Genomic DNA, 16,597 nt, shown 5'->3' on the forward strand with positions numbered 1-16,597 from the left:
CGCATGTGGATCTCCTGACGGGCAACACACCGTCAAGTACCGCTATGGAGCGCCCCGTTGCGCCCCTTGTCATGCCCTGTTCGCAACGTTAGGTTGTGCGGTTCCTGATGTCTTCAAGGGGGGCTCCCATGGGTGTACGGGGCCGGCACCGCCGGTATCAGCCGAGCAGCATCAACCGGGCCTCGCTGGCCGTCACCGCCGGCGGCGCCGGGATGGCGCTCCCGCTCATCGGCGCCGGGGTCGCCCACGGCGCCACTGTGGACACCTGGGACAAGGTGGCCGCCTGCGAATCCACCAACCACTGGCGCATCAACACCGGAAACGGCTACTACGGCGGCCTCCAGTTCAGCCAGAGCACCTGGCGGGCCTTCGGCGGCGCCGCCTACGCGCCCCGCGCCGACCTGGCCACCAAGGACCAGCAGATCGCGGTCGCGGAGAAGGTCCTGAAGGGCCAGGGTCCCGGGGCGTGGCCGCAGTGCGGCAAGAAGGCCGGCCTCTCCCGCAGCGGCCCGGCACCGGCCGTCGCCCCGCAGGCGCCGTCGCAGCCCAGGGCGCAGTCCGCGGCGCAGCCCAAGGCCGTGGCACCGTCCCAGCCGGTGAAGACGGCGGCCCCGGCGCAGACCGGCGCACCCCGCCCGACGGGGACCTCCGTCCTGCCGAACCCGTACGTCGTCGCGCCCGGCGACTCGCTCTCCGCGATCGCGACCGAGCAGCACGTCGAGGGCGGCTGGCAGGCGCTGTACGAGACCAACCGGGCCACCGTGGGGCCCAATCCGAACCTGATCTTCCCGGGCCAGCGGCTCACCCTGCGGATCACCGCCGCACCGGCCAAGCCGCCCACGGCGCCGGTGACGCCCCCGCCTCCCGCGCAGAACCCCGAGAAGCCGCCGCGGACCGCCGACCCGGTGAAACCGGGGGAGCCGGCGGCCGAGAAGCCCGCAGAGAAGCCCGCGCCGCCGAAACCGGCCGAAAAACCAGCCGAAAAGCCGGCCGAGAAGCCCGCGACGCAGCCCGCCTCAGCGCAGCAGAAGCCGGATGCGGGCGGTTTCTCCGCCCCCGTCGACGCCGGCCTCGGCACCGCGTACCGCGTCTCGGGCTCCCACTGGTCCAGCGGCTACCACACGGGCGTCGACTTCCCCGTGGCGACCGGTACCACCGTCAAGTCGGTCGGGCCCGGCCAGGTCGTCTCCGCCGGCTGGGCCGGTGCCTACGGCTACCAGGTCGTCATCCGGCACACCGACGGCCGGTACTCCCAGTACGCCCACCTCTCGGCGCTCGGCGTCAAGGCCGGCCAGCAGGTCTCCGGAGGCCAGCGGATCGGCCGCTCCGGCTCGACCGGGAACACCACCGGCCCGCACCTGCACTTCGAGATGCGCACGGGACCCGGATACGGCTCCGACATCGACCCGCTGAAGTACCTCCGGGGCCACGGGGTCCGCATCTGACCCGCGCACGTGCGAGGGCACGACCGTGAGCAGGACCAGGCCGGCCGCCGCCACGAGGGCGCTGGCCACCGCCGCGGCCGTGCCCGAGGCCCCGTACCGGAAGCCCTCGTCGAACAGCGTGATGCCGACGGTCGCCGCGACCACCGGGTTGATCACCGTCACGGTGGCCAGCGGCGCGGTCAGCCCGGCGCCCCGGTAGGCCGCCTGCGACAGCAGCAGCCCGGCGGCCGCGAGCGCCGCGATCGCGGCGAGGTCGGGCCACAGGCCGCCCAGCGCGCCGGGGGCGAAGCTCTCGGCGACCGACTTGGTGAACACGGAGGCCATGCCGAAGGCGGTACCGGCGGCCGCGGCCAGCAGCACGCTGTGCAGCACCGCACGGTGCATCCGGTGCGCCGCCACGAACAGCACGGCCACCGCCGCTCCGGTCACCGTCAGCAGCATGCTCCCCTCGCCGCCCGCCAGTGACTGCTCCGTCCTGCCGTCCCCGCCGGTCAGCGCCAGCAGCCCGGCGAGACCCACCGTGGCCAGCACCGCGCCGCGCCAGGCCGCCGCGCCCGCCCGGCGCCGTACGAAGACGGCCGCCATCGGCAGGGCGAAGACGATGGTGAGCGCACCCAGCGGCTGCACCAGGCTCAGCGGTCCGTAGGCGAGGGCCACCACGTGCAACAGTGCACCCAGGCCGTTCAGCCCCACCGCTACCCACCAGCCGCCGCGCCGCAGCGGGGCGTACGGGCGCTCCGGCGTGCTCGCCGCGACCCGTTCCTGGACGATCGCGCCACCCGCGTACGCCAGGGCGGACACGAGACAGAGCAGGACCGCCAGCGCCAGTGCACTCATAAGGTCCACAATGCCCGACTCATCTGCGCTATTCCTCCGCCCACAGGTGGTCACCGGTCATACTCCCGGCGTAGTACGGGAGTACGCCAGCGTGGCCCTTACCGCAGCGTAGGACGACCCCTGAGGCGCCCGGGAGCCGCGACGGCCGACCCCTACGGTGACCGGCCGCTCGCGGTCCGTGAGGATTCCGGGAGCGGTTTGTCTCCGGGCGCGTGGGATCCGTACAGTTCCCCTTTTGAGGACTTCCGCAGCAGGCGGATGCGGACGAGTGATCAAGGAACGGCAGCGGCCATGACGGTGACCGAAGAAAGCCACGACCACGGGCAGGCCTACGGGCCGGGCATCGACCCCGAGCGACTGGCTCTCTGCCTCAGCGTGCTCGACGAGCTGGACAAGCTCGACGTCGACCACCCCGACGCCATCACCGTACGCCGCGCCACCGCCGGCCTGTACCGCACGGTCAAGCAGCGCCGCCGCCAGGAGCGCCGCGCCGCCAAGACCGCCAACGACAAGGCCGTCACCGAGGCCACCGCGACCGGCTCCGCCGAGCGCATCGACGACGAGACCGAGGGCATCCTGCCCTCCTCGGTCACGGAGGCCGGCCGGATCGCCGGGATACTCCAGCGCCCGCGCTCCTGCTACATCTGCAAGACGCGGTACGTCGAGGTCGACTACTTCTACCACCAGCTCTGCCCGGAGTGCGCCGTCGAGAACCGGGCCAGGCGGGAGGCCCGCGCCGACCTCACCGGCAAGCGCGCGCTGCTCACGGGCGGCCGGGCCAAGATCGGCATGTACATCGCGCTGCGGCTGCTGCGCGACGGCGCCCACACCACCATCACCACGCGCTTCCCCAAGGACGCCATCCGCCGCTTCAAGGCGATGGAGGACTCGGCGGACTGGATGCACCGCCTGGAGGTCGTCGGCATCGACCTGCGCGACCCGGCCCAGGCCGTGGCCCTCGCCGACCAGGTGGCCGGGGCAGGTCCGCTCGACATCCTGATCAACAACGCGACGCAGACCGTGCGCCGCCTGCCCACCGCCTACGCGGCGCTGGTCGAGGGGGAGTCGGCCCCGCTGCCCGCCGGCGAGCTCCCCGCCCACCACGTCATCGGCGCCTTCAACTCCGGCGCGGTCGACGGCCTGACGGCCCTGCCCGTCGGGGTGAGCGGGCTCGAAGCGCAGAAGGTCGCCGACCTCGCCCTGGTCGCGGGCAACGCCAGCCTGGAGCGGCACCTCGACGGCACCGCCATCGACGCGGGCGGCCTGCTGCCCGACGTCGTCGAGAGCAACACCTGGGTGCAGACCATCGACCAGATCTCCCCGGTTGAGCTGCTCGAGACCCAGCTGTGCAACTACACGTCGCCGTTCATCCTGATCAGCGCGCTCCGGCCGGCCATGGCGGAGGCCGCCCGGAAGGCGTCCAGCGGGCGTGCGTACGTCGTCAACGTCTCGGCGATGGAGGGTGTCTTCAGCCGCGGCTACAAGGGAGCGGGGCACCCGAACACCAATGCCGCGAAGGCCGCGATGAACATGGTGACGCGGACCAGCGGTCAGGAGATGTTCCAGACCGACCGCATCCTGATGACCTCGGTCGACACCGGCTGGATCACCGACGAGCGCCCGCACTTCGACAAGCTGCGCCTCGCGGAGGAGGGCTTCCACGCCCCGCTCGACCTGGTCGACGGCGCGGCCCGGGTCTACGACCCGGTCGTCCGCGGCGAGGCCGGAGAGGACCTGGTCGGCGTCTTCCTGAAGGACTACGCCCCGGCGAACTGGTAGTCCCGGCGGCCCCCGGACCGGCCCGGAGGACAGCCCCTACGGCATGCCCGCGATCGACCCCCTCGGCGAACCGAGGGGGTCGATCGCGTTCCGGGCGGGTGCGGCCCGGCAGGACCCGGCCGCGACCAGTTCCAGCAGGGGCCGCCAGTCCTCCAGCACGCCCGCGTCCAGTCCGGACCCGGCGGCCGCGTCGTGGGCCTGGCGCAGGGTGGCCACTGCGTCGGCGTCGGCGCCGGCGTCGTCCCCCGGCACGTCGGCCCCGCCGGCCCGGTCGCTCCCCGCGGCCGACGCCTGCAGCCGTACGAGCCGGGCCACCCGCTCGCCAAGCAGCGGGCGCACCGCCTCCGCTGCGAGTACGGCGTGTCGCACTCCGTCACCCGGACGGAGCAGCTGGCCGATGCCGTGCAGCAAGCCCGCGAGCTGCAGTTCCTTGTCGGAGGGATGCGAGCGGCGGATCAGCGCCGCCGTCCGCAGAGCGTGGTCGTCGCGGCTGGTGCGCAGCAGGTCCATCAGCTCCACCACGCTTGTGACGTAAGGCACTTGGGCCTCCGGAACTCCGGACCTCGACACCGCCGACCCCCTCCGTCGCGCCTCGCGCATCCGGGTCCGAGCACACCATCCGCCACGTACCCGCCGACCTACGACTTGCTGAACTCGGGACGAAACTAAGAGGGCGCAGCGGATTTTGCCTTCCTATCGAGCGGAGGTCCGCTCATATGTGTACTCTGGGGCATCAAGACGGCCCCCATCCGGGCCGCGCTCCACTAAGGCGCCACCGCGTCCGGAAAACCCTTGATCCCTTGCCCGGTGCGCGGTCCGCCTGCCGGGTTACGCGACACAGAGGAGTGCGCGGTGACTGAAATGACGCAGCCCGAACCGACGTTGCTGGAGCGGCCGGCACCGCGGGCGAAGAAGCCCCGGACCGACGAACTCGGCAGCCTCGAGGTCTGGGCCCGCTCCGCCCCGATCCGGCTCGCGGGGTACGAGGACGACCTGGCGGAATCACACATCCTGCCCGGAATCGACTGATCCGCAGAGCAGTGCAGAGCGCCCCCCGTGCCGATCGGCACCGGGGGCGCTGCCCTTCCCGTACGGGTTCCCGTCCCGCGTACGCCCTGAGCGTCATCGCTGTCGGCGATCACCGCTTCCGCCGCCCCGCCCGCCACCGGCAGGCTGGAGGGCATGAAACTGCTGATGCTTGGTGGGACCGAATTCGTCGGACGCGCGATCACCGAGGACGCCCTCGCCCGGGACTGGGAGGTGACCGTCTTCCACCGGGGACACCACGCGCCCCCGCCGGGCACCCGGGCCCTGCACGGGGACCGCACCGCACCCGGAGGCCTGGCCGCCCTCGCCGAAGGGGAGTGGGACGTCGTCGTCGACACCTGGGGCGGCGCCCCCACGGCGGTGCGCGACAGTGCCCGCCTGCTGAGCGCCCGGGCCGGAAGGTACGTGTACGTCTCCAGCCGCTCGGTGTACGCCTACCCGGCCCCCGCCGGGCAGGGCGAGGACGGCCCCCTCGTCGAGGGCTCGCCGGACGCCGCGGCGACCGCCTACGCCGAGGACAAGCGGGGCGGTGAACTCGCCGCCCTGGACGCCTTCGACGACCGCGCCCTGCTGGTGCGCGCCGGGCTGATCCTCGGCCCCTACGAGAACGTCGGCCGGCTGCCGTGGTGGCTCAGCCGCATCGCGCGCGGCGGCCCGGTGCTCGCCCCCGGCCCGCGCGGACTCCCGATCCAGTACATCGACGTACGCGACCTCGCGCGCTGGGCCCTGGACGCCGCCGCGGCCGGGCTCGGCGGCCCCTACAACTTGGTCTCCCCGACCGGACACGCCACCATGGGCGCCCTCCTCGACGCCTGCGCCGCCGTCACCGGCGGGGCCGCCGAGCTGCGCTGGACCGACCCGGCGCCGATCCTCGACGCCGGCGTGGAGCCCTGGACCGAGCTGCCGGTCTGGCTCCCCGAGGGCGAATCGCACGACTACATGTTCGGCGGGGACGTGACCCGGGCGCTGGAGGCCGGCCTGAAGTGCCGCCCCGTCGAGGAGACCGTGGCCGACACCTGGGCCTGGCTGCGCACACTCGGTGGCCGGGCACCGCAGCGCAGCGACCGGCCGGCCCCCGGACTCGACGCCGAGCGGGAGGCCGCCCTACTCGGGCTCTGACAGCCAGGCGTCCGCGAGGCGGGTCGGCGGGAGGTACTCGCGCACCAGCGTGCGGTGCCACCAGGCCCCCGTCTCGCGCAGCTCCCGCCAGGTGGTGAACCGGTAGCGGTAGAGCAGGGCCCGGACGTAGACGGGCGGCGCGTCCGGGAACGGGTTGTGGCGCAGCAGCCGCAGCGTGTCCCGGTCGCCCGCCAGCAGCCGCTCCACGAACGGCCCGAACCAGTCCCGCGCGTAGCCGGGGGAGATCGCCGCGAACCACATCAGCCAGTCCAGCCGCAGGTGGTAAGGGGCGAACTGGCGGGGGACCCTGCGCAGTTCCGTCGGCTTGCCCCGGAAGCCGTACTCCCGCCAGGCGCCGTTCTCGTGCGGCACCCGGTCCGCGGTGCCCTCCACCACCACCTCCATGCGGACGCGGCCGACCGAGCCGAAGGCCCCGTAGGTGTTGACCAGGTGGAGTGCGTCGAAGGAGCGGTTCATCACCTGTCGGCGCGAGATCATGTTGAGCACCGGACGGCGGCTGAGGAACAGCACGAGGGCGGTCACGGCGCAGACCAGGACCGCGAACCACACGGGAGCCCCCTGCGAGGCGGCGGCCGGCGGAGCGCCCGCGAGCCCGGTGAAGTCCACGGCCGAGAGGGCCAGCGTGATCGTCAGCCAGTTCAGCCAGGCGAAGTTGCCGGACAGCACCAGCCACAGCTGCGTCGCGACGATGATCCCGGCGGCGTACGAGGCCACCGGCTGCGGGGTGAAAAGCAGGACCGGGACGATCAGTTGGGTCACGTGGTTGGCCGCGCACTCCACCCGGTGCACCGGCTTCGGCAGATGGTGGAAGAACCAGCTCAGCGGCCCGGCCATCGGCTGTGTCTCGTGGTGGTAGTAGAGACAGGTCAGCTTGCGCCAGCAGGAGTCCCCGCGCATCTTGATCAGCCCGGCCCCGAACTCCACGCGGAAGAGCACCCAGCGCAGCAGCCACAGCACCAGCACCGGCGGCCCCGCCCGGGCGTTGCCGAGGAACACCGCGAGAAAGCCGACCTCCAGCAGCAGCGACTCCCAGCCGAAGGAGTACCAGGTCTGCCCCACGTTCACGATGGAGAGGTAGAGCAGCCACAGCAGGGCCCACATCGCCATGGCGGCGCCCAGCGGCACCTCGTCCCCGGCCCCGGCGGCCAGTGCCGCGGCCAGTGCCGCGCCCGTCCAGGCGCAGCCGGCGAAGAGCCGGTCGGAGTAGCGCAGTTGGAACAGGCTCGGGGCGCGCCGGAAGGGCACGTACCGCACGTAGCGCGGCACGGGCAGCATGCCGTGCGCCCCGATCAGGGCCCGGAACTGCAGGGCGGCCCCGACGAAGGCGACGAGGTAGACACCGGCCAGTGCCCGCTGGAAGACCAGCCGGGCGAGCCAGTATCCGGGCGCCGTGAACCAGTCCATCGCCTCCAGTATCGGACCGGTCAGGCGGCGGTGGCCAGCTTGCGCAGGCGGTGGCCCAGCCAGCGGGCGTAGCGCAGCTGGAGGAAGGGGACCAGCGGGCCGGCGAGGCGGGTGTACCAGCTGTTCGGGCGGCTGAAGGCGGTCACCGTGAACCACACGGTGCCGTCGGGGTCCATGTCCACGATGAAGGACTCCTCCCCGCACTCAGGGTGGCCGGGCCTGGTCCCGTAGGCGAAACCGATCCGGGCGGGCTCGTACGCCGTCCAGATCACCTGGCACGGGGCGTCGATGCGCAGCGGCCCCACGCCGATCCCGACGACCACGCGGCTGCCGGGCCGGACGGCGCCGGCGTCGGCGCGCACCCGCATCCCGGAGGTGCGGTGCGCGTGGAAGGTGGTCACCGCGGTGCCGGCGGCCTCGAAGACGGCCCGGCCGTGCCCGAGGCGGGTGCGGTGGTTCAGGTGGTGGTATCCGGAGGGCAGCGGCCGGTGGGCGGTGGCGCCCTGGTCGGGGTAGTTGACGGTGTCCCGGCCGGCGCTGATGAGGCGGGTCATGGCGAGGTCTCCAGTCGGTGGGTGATCAACGGTGGGTGATCAACGGTGAGCGGCCGGTCGTCGCCGGCGAGGGGGGAGCGGCTGTCGCCGGTGAGCCTGCGCCAGGCCAGTACCGAGCAGAGGGCGAATCCGAGGGCGTTTCCGAGGCCGTGGGTCGCGGCCATCCAGGTCAGGGTGGGGTGCACGATCCCGGTGGCCTCGCCGACCGCCCACCACAGGGCGAGCAGCATGGTGGCCACCAGCACGGCCGCCGAGGTCGCGAGCAGCGCCCGCGTGCCGCGGTCCCGGGCTGCGGGCCGGATCTCCCGCCAGGTCAGCAGGGCCACGGCCCACATCCCACCGGTCAGCACCACCGCGCCCACCAGCTCCGCCCAGTCGTCGACGAAGTAGCCGAGGAGCACGAGCAGGGTGCCCGCAGGGACGCTGTACGCGGCCCAGCGCGAGAGGCCCGTCGCGGGCCGGTCCCGCACGGCCCGGCACACCAGCCCCGCGACCAGCGCGGCCGCGAACCCGGCGAAATGGAAGTGCGGCACGGTCAGCGCCAGGATGTCGAGGTCGAAGCCGAAGAGCCGGTACCCGGCGCGCTCGGCGACCAGCGCGGTTCCGGCGATCGAGGGCGAGACCAGGGCGGTGGCGACGGCGGTCCCGGCCGGGGTGGGCCCCGGGGAACGGTCCCGCAGCAGCTGGACCGGAGCCCGGGCCGCGAGCGCCAGGCAGGCCGCCGCGTAGAGTGCGGCGAGTGCCGTGGCGGGCAGCCCGCGCGGCAGCCAGAGGCACAGCGCCCCGGGGGCGGCGAGCAGCGGCCAGAGGCGGGCGGTCCGGCGGAGCCCGGACGGATCGATCAGGCGCAGGCCCGCCGGGACGACGTACAGCATGCCCAGGGTGACGATCACGTTCACCAGTACCGTCACCCTGGACTCCCCCCAATACTGCGGCCGAACGCCTTGAACGCGTTCAACTCGCGGTGGTGAGCCTACGTCCTCCCTTGAACATGTTCAAGACGCCCTCCGGTTGCGGGTCCCGCGCGCATGGGGCAGACAAGAGGGAGCAACCGGGGCGAAAAGGGAGATCCACGTGCACGCACCGTCACTTCCGACACTTCGTCAGACGTCGAGCCGTCACCTACCGGCCGGCGCCGCCCTCTTGGCCCTCCTCGGCCTGTTCGCCGCAGGCTGCGGCAGCGCCGAAGAGCCCAAGAGCGCGGCCGGACCCGAGAGCCAGGAGGTCTACCTGCAGCCCGTGGCCTCGGCCGGCCCCGACCCCTTCACCGCCTCCTCGGCCACCGCCGAGTCCGCCCCCGTACAGCCCCCGCTGCCCAACCCGACCGGACAGGGCATCCGCACCGTCAACGCGGCCACTCCCGGCCTGTACGGCGGCACCCAGCGGCTCGGCAGCTGCGACGTGGAACAGCAGGTCCGCTTCCTGACCGCCGACAACGCCAAGGCCCGCGCCTTCGCCCAGGCCGCGGACATCGAGCAGGCGAGCATCCCCGAGTTCCTGCGCGGGCTCACTCCCGTCGTCCTGCGAGCCGACACCCGCGTCACCAACCACGCCTTCCGCGACGGCGGCGCCGACGGCTTCCAGTCCGTCCTGCAGGCCGGCACCGCCGTCCTCGTCGACGAACACGGGATGCCCCGGGTGCGCTGCGGCTGCGGGAACCCCTTGGCCTCCCCGCTCGCCGCCAAGGGGTCCCCGGTGCACAAGGGCGACCCGTGGAGCGGCTACCAGCCCAACCAGGTCGTCGTCGTCGAACCCACCCCGCACGTGATCAACAACCTGGTGATCGTCAACATCGCCGACAACACCTGGATCGAACGCAAGCGGGGCGACGACGGCGCCCAGGACCGGCCCCCGCGCACGCTGCCCCAGTACGACCCGGCCGACGGGATCCCGACGGGGCCCGTCACCCCGTCCGGGTCCGCCTCGGTCCAGCCGTGCCAGGGCGATCCGGCCGCCGCGGCAGCGGACTGCCAGCCGACCGGACCGGCCCGGCAGAACCCGCAGGGCGAGGACCCGCCGCAGAGTCCGGGCGTCCCGCAGACCCCGGGCTCACCGTCGGACTCCGTCACCCGGCCGCAGCAGCCGCGCTCGGACAGCCCGTCGGACGTCCCCTCCGACCTGTCGGGCGACGTGCCCTCGAACATCCCCTCGGACATCCCGTTCGACCTGACGCAGCCCGACCCGAACGACCCGGGTCTCCTGCCCGAGGCCGACGGAACGGTGCCGCAGCCGAACGATCCGTACGCCGATCCGTACGCCGATCCCTCCGCAGACCCGTACACGGCCCCGTCCGCAGACCCGTCGTACACGGACCCCTCCGCAGACCCGTACACGGACCCCTACGCCGACCCTGACCTGCAGCCGCAGCCCTCGGACGGGAGCCGCCCGCTGGAGAGCGCCTGACCGGCCCGTGTGTCATGGTGGATCGGTGCCGACCACCGTATCGCTGCCGGACGACTGGCCCGCACACCCGGACCGGTCGCTCTCGCTGAACCGCATGGGCAGTTTCGACTGGGACCTCGTGACCGGTCTCATGCACATGGACGAAGCGGCCCTCGAGGTCTTCGACACGACCGCCGACGAGTACGACGGCCGGCCCGAGGCGCTCTCCCCGCGCGTCCCGGCCGGCGAGTCGGCGCGCCTCGACGCCCTCGTCTCCTCCGCCCTCAAGAGCAAGGTGGACACCTACGGCGCCTACTTCCGCATCCGCTGCCGCGACGGGCGGCTGCGCTGGACGCACACCCAGGGCCGCGTCATGCGCGGCCCGGACGGGCGGCCGCACCGGATCATCGGCATCGTCCGCGACGCGACCGACGAGCTCAGCCACTCGGCGGAGCGCCTCGGCCTGGACGAGGAACGGCGCCGCCAGACCTCGGTGGTCGAGTCCACGACCGCCGCCCTCGCCCACGCCCGGACCGTACGGGACGTCATCGACGTCATCGGCGACGCCCACGGCCTGGAGCGGCTCGGCTCCATGGGCATGGTGATGGGGCTCGTCGAGGCCGGGCGCATCCACCTCGTGGCCGAGGGCCCCCAGGACAGTTTCGTCCCCGGCACCCGCTACACCCGGATCGACGAGCAGTACCCGATGAGCGAGGTCGTCCGCTCGCTGCAGCCGCGCTTCCTCGACTCCGCGGAGGAGTTCGCCGAGGGCTATCCCGAGCTCTGGTCGAAGATCTCGAACATGCGGATCTCGGCAGCCGCCTATCTGCCGCTCGTCGCCCAGGCCCGTCCCATCGGCGCGATCGGGCTGCTCTACCAGGACAAGGACGGCTTCACCCAGGAGGAGCGCAACCTGCTCGTTGCACTCGGCAGCAGCATCGCGCAGAGCCTCCAGCGGGCCATGCTGCTCGAGCAGGAGCACGACCTCGCCGAGGGGCTGCAGCAGGCCATGCTGCCGAGGCGGATCCCCTCGGTGCCCGGCGGGGAGATCGCCGTACGGTACCGCTCGGCCCGGATGGGCCGGGACATCGGCGGCGACTGGTACGACGTCATCCCGCTGCCGGGCGGCCGGGTCGGCGCCGTCATCGGCGACGTGCAGGGCCACGACACGCACGCGGCGGCGGTCATGGGCCAGCTGCGGATCGTCCTGCGCGCGTACGCGGCCGAGGGGCACTCGCCCGGCACGGTCATGGCCCGCGCCTCCGTCTTCCTCCACGAACTGGACACGGACCGCTTCGCGACCTGCACCTACGCGGAGGCCGACCTCTCCACCGGTGTGCTCCAACTGGTACGGGCCGGCCACATCGACCCCCTGCTGCGCACGCGCGAGGGGGACTGCCACCGGCTCCCGTTGGGCGGCGGGATGCCGCTCGGCCTCTCGGCGGAGTTCGGCCAGCTCGAATACCCGGTGACCACGGTGGAACTGGACCCGGGGGAGACGCTCCTGCTGTGCACCGACGGCCTGGTGGAACAGCCCGGCGCCGACCTCGACGACGGCATCCGGCTGCTGACCTCCCAGATCCGCAGCGGACCGGCCGACCTGCAGTTCCTGGCGGACCGGCTGTGCGCGCTCGCCGACGAGCGGGGCGGGAACGACGACATGGCGCTGCTCCTGCTGCGCCGCGAGATGGTGGCCGCCCCCCAGGCCGGCAGCCGCCTGCAGCAGCACGTGGCACCCGGCGACCCCGAGGCCCTGGTGGCGGCCCGCCACATGATCGGGGCGGCGGTGCGCGCGTGGGGCGCGCGGGAGCGGTCCGACGAGATCGAACTCGTCGCGGACGAGCTGATCGTGAACGCCCTGATGCACACCGACGGTCCGGCGATCGTCACCCTGCGCGTCCTGGCTGGCCACGAACGCAGGCTGCGGGTGGAGGTCGAGGACCGCTCCAGCGCACTGCCGCGCCGGCGCGAGGCGGGGGAGGCGGGCGTCTCGGGCCGCGGCCTGATGCTGGTGGACCGGCTGGCGGACGTGTGGGGCGTGGAGCCGCGGGGCGGCGGCAAGTGCGTGTGGTGCGAGTTCGTCATGGGCTAGGCCCCGCGGCTGGGCCCCATGACCGTGGCGGGGAGGCGGTCCGGGGTGGCTTGCGCATCCGGCCTCCCCGCCGACCCCACGCGCGCCCGGGCGGGGAAAGTCCGTTGCGGGGCGCCGCCCGGTCCGTGAGGATCCATGGCGATGACTATCGCCATGGATGACGTCCGCCGGCTGCTCGATGCAGGCGATCTGCCCGGAGCCGTGCGTTCGCTGCGCCCCCGCGCGGAGACCCTCCCTGTCGCCGAACTCGCCGAAGCCACAAGGGCCTTGGCCGAGAGCGTCGGCTTCACCGACCTGGCCGACGCCGCCGGGGCCGCCGCCGAGCGGGCCGACGAACCGCAGGCCCTCTACGACTTCGGCTACGCCTGCGTGGAGCGCGGCGTCGCCTTCCTCGCCGTCGCGCCCCTGCGCGAGGCGCTCCGGCTGCTCCCCGACTCGCGCCCGCTCCTCGCCGAGCTGGTCTCCGCCCTGGAGGACGAGCACCGGCACACCGAGGCCGCCGCGCTGCTGTCCGGCCGCGCCGACCGGCTGCCCGCCTGGCCCGAGACGTACCTGCTGGTCCACCACACCCTGCTGGCCGGGGACCTGGACACCGCGGAGGGGCTGCTGCACGGCCTCCCCGACCCCGAGGACCCCCAGTGGTCGGGCGCGCGCGAGCGCCAGGCGCGCCAGGTGCTGCGCAGCGGCCGGTCCCGCCGGGCCCAGGGGGCGGCGGGGCACCCGGACCCGCTCGGCGCGGCCGACCTGCGCGGCTGGCACTACGGGCTCACCGGCGGCCTGCTCGGCACCCTGTCCCCGTACGGCTGGGACGCCGGGATGACGGGCCGGTACGCCTACCTCGGCGACAGCCCCGAACAGTGCCGCCGGGGCCTGGCACGGCTCGCGGTCGCGCTGGAGGCCGCGGGGCGCAGCCCCGCGACCGTCTCGCTGCTGCCCGGCCGGTCCGACCGGATCCTCGGGCTCGCCGCCGCCCGGGTGCTCGGGCTGCCCACCGTCCCGTACGGACCGAACCGAGCGGACACCCTCGTCGTCGCCTACGACCTGAACGCGGCCGACCAGGAACTCGTCCGCACGCTGCGGGAGCGCGCCGACGGCCAGATCCTCCACGAGCACGCCACCTGCTGGACCGAGCCGCCCGCGGTGAGCGCGGACTTCAGCGCGCTGCTCTGTCAGTACGCCGCCCCGCCGTGGCACGACGACGACCGGTCCGAGGCGGAGATCGCCGACGGGATCGCGGCGGCGGACCCGTCCCCGGACGAGGGCGACGGCGCCCCGGCCGACCCCGACGAGGCCTTCCGGGCGTTCGTGACGGGGGTCCGCACCGGCTGGCTCTCGGCGCCCCGCGACCGGGTCGCGTCACCGGGGCCCGTGCCCAGCTCGCGTTTCGCCTGAGGCGGCGGCAGGCTGGACCCATGCCGGAGCTGCCCGAGGTCGAGGCCCTGCGGGAGTACCTCGACGAGTACCTCACCGGGCGGGTGGTCGAGCGCGTCCTCCCGCTCGCCGTCAGCGTGCTCAAGACGTACGACCCGCCCCTGTCCGCCCTCGAAGGGCAGCCGGCGGGCGCTACCGCCCGGTACGGCAAGTTCCTCGCCCTGCGGATCGGCGGGCTCCACCTCGTCACCCACCTGGCCCGGGCCGGCTGGCTGCGCTGGCAGGACACCCTGCCCGCGCAGCCGCCGCGCCCCGGCAAGGGGCCGCTCGCGCTGCGCGTCGCACTGGAGGGCGGCGGCGGGTTCGACCTCACCGAGGCCGGGACCCAGAAGCGCCTCGCCGTCTACGTGGTCCACGACCCCCAGGAGGTCCCCGGCATCGCCCGCCTCGGCCCCGACCCGCTGGCCGAGGACTTCGACCGGGACGCCTTCGCCGCACTGCTCGGCGGGGAGCGGCGCCAGATCAAGGGCGTGCTACGCGACCAGAGCGTCATCGCGGGCATCGGCAACGCGTACAGCGACGAGATCCTGCACGCGGCGAAGGTCTCTCCCTTCAAGCTGGCCGCCTCGTTCGACGAGGACCAGGTGACCCACCTCTACGAGGCCGTGCGCGCCACCCTCGGCGAGGCCGTGGCCCGAGCGCACGGGCTGGCCGCCGGTGCGCTCAAGGCCGAGAAGAAGAGCGGGCTGCGCGTGCACGGCCGGGACGGGGAGCCGTGCCCGGTGTGCGGGGACACCTTGCGCTCGGTGTCCTTCGCCGACTCCTCGCTCCAGTACTGCCCGACCTGCCAGACGGGCGGCAAGCCGCTGGCCGACCGGAGGCTGTCGCGCCTCCTCAAATAGCGGGGCGCTGCGTAGACTCCTCCGCCATGGCGGAGGAGCAGCAGCAGTCGCCGCCCCGGCGCGAGATCGTCACCGGGGTGCCCCGGGGTGCCCGGCGCCGGCCGCCCGCACACGCCCCGGCCCGCTCGGAGATCTCCGAGCAGACCACCCTCGGCGCCACCTACGTACGGGCGCTGATGCGCAGCCAGCTGCGCGCCGGGCTGGGGGCGCTGGCCGCCCTCGTGGCGCTGGTCGGGACGCTGCCGCTGGTGTTCGTGCTGCCGCGGGCCGCGTCGGGGCCGCTGGTGTGGGTGGCGCTCGGTCTGCTGGTGTATCCGGTGATGTGGCTCATCGCCCGCTGGTACGTCACCCGTGCGGAGCGCAACGAGGCCGATTTCACCGGTCTGGTGACCGACCCGGCCGAACGCTCCTCGTAGGAGCGTCAGAACAGGTGCATCGCCAAGTGGCCCAGCGGCAGCCCGAGCTGCCAGGCCGGGGTCCACACGCGCGCGTTCTCGTCCAGTCCCGGCGGGGTGTCGGCGTGGCCGTGCCGGCCGGGGTCGAGGTTGGTGGCGAAGAGCTCGGTGCGGTCCAGCCAGCGCCACGCCGCCCGGGCCAGCTCCAGGTCGGGCTCCTCGCCGCGGCCGCGCTCCATGGCCTCTTCTCCCAGCGCGAGGAACCGCGTGTGCACCCAGTCGCGCCAGGGATGTCCGTACGCCGTCAGCGACATCCACTCGTCGAGCTGCGAGACCACGCGGATCCCGGAGAGCTCGCCGGCGGCGTCCGAGAGGTAGATCGTCAGGGCGAGCGTGTCGCGTCCGGCCCGGAACTCCAGGGTGCTGACCGGGATCAGCCGTCCCGTACGCAGCAGTTCGTCCGCGATGTACTCGGCGTAGAGCCAGGCCATGGGCACCGCGAACCCGCCGTCACTGGTGCCGTTCATACCCTCGGGCTGCACCGTTCCACCTTCTCCCACGCGTCGAGCGTCCCGTCGTCGTCAGCCCCGAGCCTTCACCGAGCGGCTCGCGCAGCGGGGGATGTTTACGCAACTTGGACGCACTTATGCCCAATTCCCTGCGTTTTTTGTCCGGTCCGCATCCCTTCACGGCGTTCCCGGACCTGTTGCCCCGATGTCTGCGCGTGGCGGAAGCTCAGGCGCCGAGGCCGTAGCCGTACCCCTGGAGGCCCTTCCGCAGGGCGCGAAGGGCGTAGTACGTACGGGACTTGACGGTACCGGCCGGGATGCCGAGCTCGGCGGCGGCCTCCGCCACCGACCGGTCCCGGAAGTAGACCTGCATCAGCACCTCACGGTGCTCCTGCCCCAGGCACCCCACGGCCCGCCGGACGTCGATCGCCGTCACCGAGCCGGACACCGCGTCGTCGGGGGCGGGCGCCTGCTCCAGTCCCTCCGCGTCCACCTCCAGCGGCCGTGACAGCCGGGCCCGGCGGGCGTCGATGGCGAGCCGCCGGGCCACCGTGAACAGCCACGGCCGCATCGAGTCGTGTCCGCTCGCCAGGGCCTCCGGGTGCTGCCAGACCCGTACGAGAGTCTCCTGCACGAGGTCCTCCGCGCGCTGCGCGTCCCCCGCGGTGAGGCCGAGCAGGAAACCGAACAGGGCCCGCCCGTGGTCGCGCTGGAGTTCGGCCAGCGCCTCGGGGTCCGTG

The 16,597-nt window shown here is 73.5% G+C and carries 15 protein-coding genes and 1 pseudogene; 9 read left to right on the forward strand and 7 right to left on the reverse strand.

Annotated features, from left to right (window positions below; translation table 11 throughout):
* Nucleotides 1-128: 128 nt before the first annotated feature.
* On the forward strand, nucleotides 129-1,445 hold the full coding sequence (locus PV721_RS00980; protein WP_319720814.1) for a transglycosylase family protein: 1,317 nt from the start codon (nucleotides 129-131) through the stop codon (nucleotides 1,443-1,445).
* Between the two features lie 24 nt (nucleotides 1,446-1,469).
* On the opposite strand, the pseudogene PV721_RS00985 reads toward PV721_RS00980, so the two are convergent.
* Nucleotides 1,470-2,282, reverse strand: a pseudogene (locus PV721_RS00985) (DMT family transporter); the annotation flags it as partial.
* Between the two features lie 291 nt (nucleotides 2,283-2,573).
* On the opposite strand from PV721_RS00985, the gene PV721_RS00990 reads away from it, so the two are divergent.
* On the forward strand, nucleotides 2,574-4,061 hold the full coding sequence (locus tag PV721_RS00990) for an SDR family NAD(P)-dependent oxidoreductase (RefSeq protein ID WP_319720815.1): 1,488 nt from the start codon (nucleotides 2,574-2,576) through the stop codon (nucleotides 4,059-4,061).
* 36 nt (nucleotides 4,062-4,097) lie between these two features.
* Here PV721_RS00990 and PV721_RS00995 read toward each other — a convergent pair whose 3' ends face one another.
* Nucleotides 4,098-4,601, reverse strand: a complete 504-nt coding sequence (locus PV721_RS00995; RefSeq protein ID WP_416370997.1) for a hypothetical protein — start codon at nucleotides 4,599-4,601, stop codon at nucleotides 4,098-4,100.
* Nucleotides 4,602-4,913: 312 nt separating this feature from the next.
* Between PV721_RS00995 and PV721_RS01000 the strand changes: the two genes are divergently transcribed.
* A complete protein-coding gene (locus PV721_RS01000; protein ID WP_319720830.1) occupies nucleotides 4,914-5,090 on the forward strand; it encodes a hypothetical protein in 177 nt (58 codons plus the stop codon).
* Between the two features lie 153 nt (nucleotides 5,091-5,243).
* A complete protein-coding gene (locus PV721_RS01005) occupies nucleotides 5,244-6,227 on the forward strand; it encodes an NAD-dependent epimerase/dehydratase family protein (protein ID WP_319720816.1) in 984 nt (327 codons plus the stop codon).
* On the opposite strand, the gene PV721_RS01010 is transcribed toward PV721_RS01005, so the two are convergent.
* The 3 genes from PV721_RS01010 to PV721_RS01020 are packed head-to-tail and all read right to left on the reverse strand — an operon-like array spanning nucleotide 6,213 to nucleotide 9,117.
* Nucleotides 6,213-7,652, reverse strand: coding sequence for a lipase maturation factor family protein (locus tag PV721_RS01010; protein WP_319720817.1), 1,440 nt, complete (start codon nucleotides 7,650-7,652; stop codon nucleotides 6,213-6,215). The genes PV721_RS01005 and PV721_RS01010 overlap by 15 nt on opposite strands.
* A gap of 20 nt (nucleotides 7,653-7,672) precedes the next feature.
* A complete protein-coding gene (locus PV721_RS01015) occupies nucleotides 7,673-8,206 on the reverse strand; it encodes a DUF1990 domain-containing protein (protein WP_319720818.1) in 534 nt (177 codons plus the stop codon).
* Nucleotides 8,203-9,117, reverse strand: a complete 915-nt coding sequence (locus PV721_RS01020) for a YndJ family protein (protein WP_319720819.1) — start codon at nucleotides 9,115-9,117, stop codon at nucleotides 8,203-8,205. The genes PV721_RS01015 and PV721_RS01020 overlap by 4 nt, the downstream gene beginning before the upstream one ends.
* A 163-nt stretch (nucleotides 9,118-9,280) precedes the next feature.
* Here PV721_RS01020 and PV721_RS01025 point away from each other — a divergent pair, with 163 nt between their 5' ends.
* The 5 genes from PV721_RS01025 (at nucleotide 9,281) to PV721_RS01045 (ending at nucleotide 15,369) form a co-directional block, all read left to right on the forward strand.
* Entirely contained in the window at nucleotides 9,281-10,609 is a 1,329-nt protein-coding gene (locus PV721_RS01025; RefSeq protein ID WP_319720820.1) for a DUF6777 domain-containing protein, read from the forward strand.
* Nucleotides 10,610-10,616: 7 nt separating this feature from the next.
* Nucleotides 10,617-12,680 (forward strand): SpoIIE family protein phosphatase, encoded by a 2,064-nt coding sequence (locus tag PV721_RS01030; RefSeq protein WP_319720821.1) that lies wholly within the window; start codon nucleotides 10,617-10,619, stop codon nucleotides 12,678-12,680.
* Between the two features lie 141 nt (nucleotides 12,681-12,821).
* On the forward strand, nucleotides 12,822-14,072 hold the full coding sequence (locus PV721_RS01035) for a hypothetical protein (RefSeq protein WP_319720822.1): 1,251 nt from the start codon (nucleotides 12,822-12,824) through the stop codon (nucleotides 14,070-14,072).
* Between the two features lie 20 nt (nucleotides 14,073-14,092).
* On the forward strand, nucleotides 14,093-14,953 hold the full coding sequence (locus PV721_RS01040) for an Fpg/Nei family DNA glycosylase (protein ID WP_319720823.1): 861 nt from the start codon (nucleotides 14,093-14,095) through the stop codon (nucleotides 14,951-14,953).
* Nucleotides 14,954-14,979: 26 nt separating this feature from the next.
* On the forward strand, nucleotides 14,980-15,369 hold the full coding sequence (locus PV721_RS01045; RefSeq protein WP_319720824.1) for a hypothetical protein: 390 nt from the start codon (nucleotides 14,980-14,982) through the stop codon (nucleotides 15,367-15,369).
* Between the two features lie 5 nt (nucleotides 15,370-15,374).
* On the opposite strand, the gene PV721_RS01050 is transcribed toward PV721_RS01045, so the two are convergent.
* Both PV721_RS01050 and PV721_RS01055 read right to left on the reverse strand, forming a co-directional pair.
* Complete coding sequence (locus tag PV721_RS01050; protein WP_319720825.1) at nucleotides 15,375-15,875, reverse strand: hypothetical protein; 501 nt, start codon at nucleotides 15,873-15,875, stop codon at nucleotides 15,375-15,377.
* Between the two features lie 208 nt (nucleotides 15,876-16,083).
* A partial coding sequence (locus PV721_RS01055) for a sigma-70 family RNA polymerase sigma factor (RefSeq protein ID WP_319720826.1) occupies nucleotides 16,084-16,597 on the reverse strand: 514 nt, incomplete at its 5' end.

Source organism: Streptomyces sp. MB09-01 (assembly GCF_033794505.1).
Lineage (GTDB): Bacteria > Actinomycetota > Actinomycetes > Streptomycetales > Streptomycetaceae > Streptomyces.

Coding starts and splice junctions, on each gene's coding strand:
- PV721_RS00980 (WP_319720814.1), top strand. CDS start 129: ATGGGTGTACGGGGCCGGCACCGCCGGTATCAGCCGAGCAGCATCAAC.
- PV721_RS00990 (WP_319720815.1), top strand. CDS start 2,574: ATGACGGTGACCGAAGAAAGCCACGACCACGGGCAGGCCTACGGGCCG.
- PV721_RS01005 (WP_319720816.1), top strand. CDS start 5,244: ATGAAACTGCTGATGCTTGGTGGGACCGAATTCGTCGGACGCGCGATC.
- PV721_RS01010 (WP_319720817.1), bottom strand. CDS start 7,652: ATGGACTGGTTCACGGCGCCCGGATACTGGCTCGCCCGGCTGGTCTTC.
- PV721_RS01015 (WP_319720818.1), bottom strand. CDS start 8,206: ATGACCCGCCTCATCAGCGCCGGCCGGGACACCGTCAACTACCCCGAC.
- PV721_RS01035 (WP_319720822.1), top strand. CDS start 12,822: ATGACTATCGCCATGGATGACGTCCGCCGGCTGCTCGATGCAGGCGAT.
- PV721_RS01040 (WP_319720823.1), top strand. CDS start 14,093: ATGCCGGAGCTGCCCGAGGTCGAGGCCCTGCGGGAGTACCTCGACGAG.
- PV721_RS01045 (WP_319720824.1), top strand. CDS start 14,980: ATGGCGGAGGAGCAGCAGCAGTCGCCGCCCCGGCGCGAGATCGTCACC.
- PV721_RS01050 (WP_319720825.1), bottom strand. CDS start 15,875: ATGAACGGCACCAGTGACGGCGGGTTCGCGGTGCCCATGGCCTGGCTC.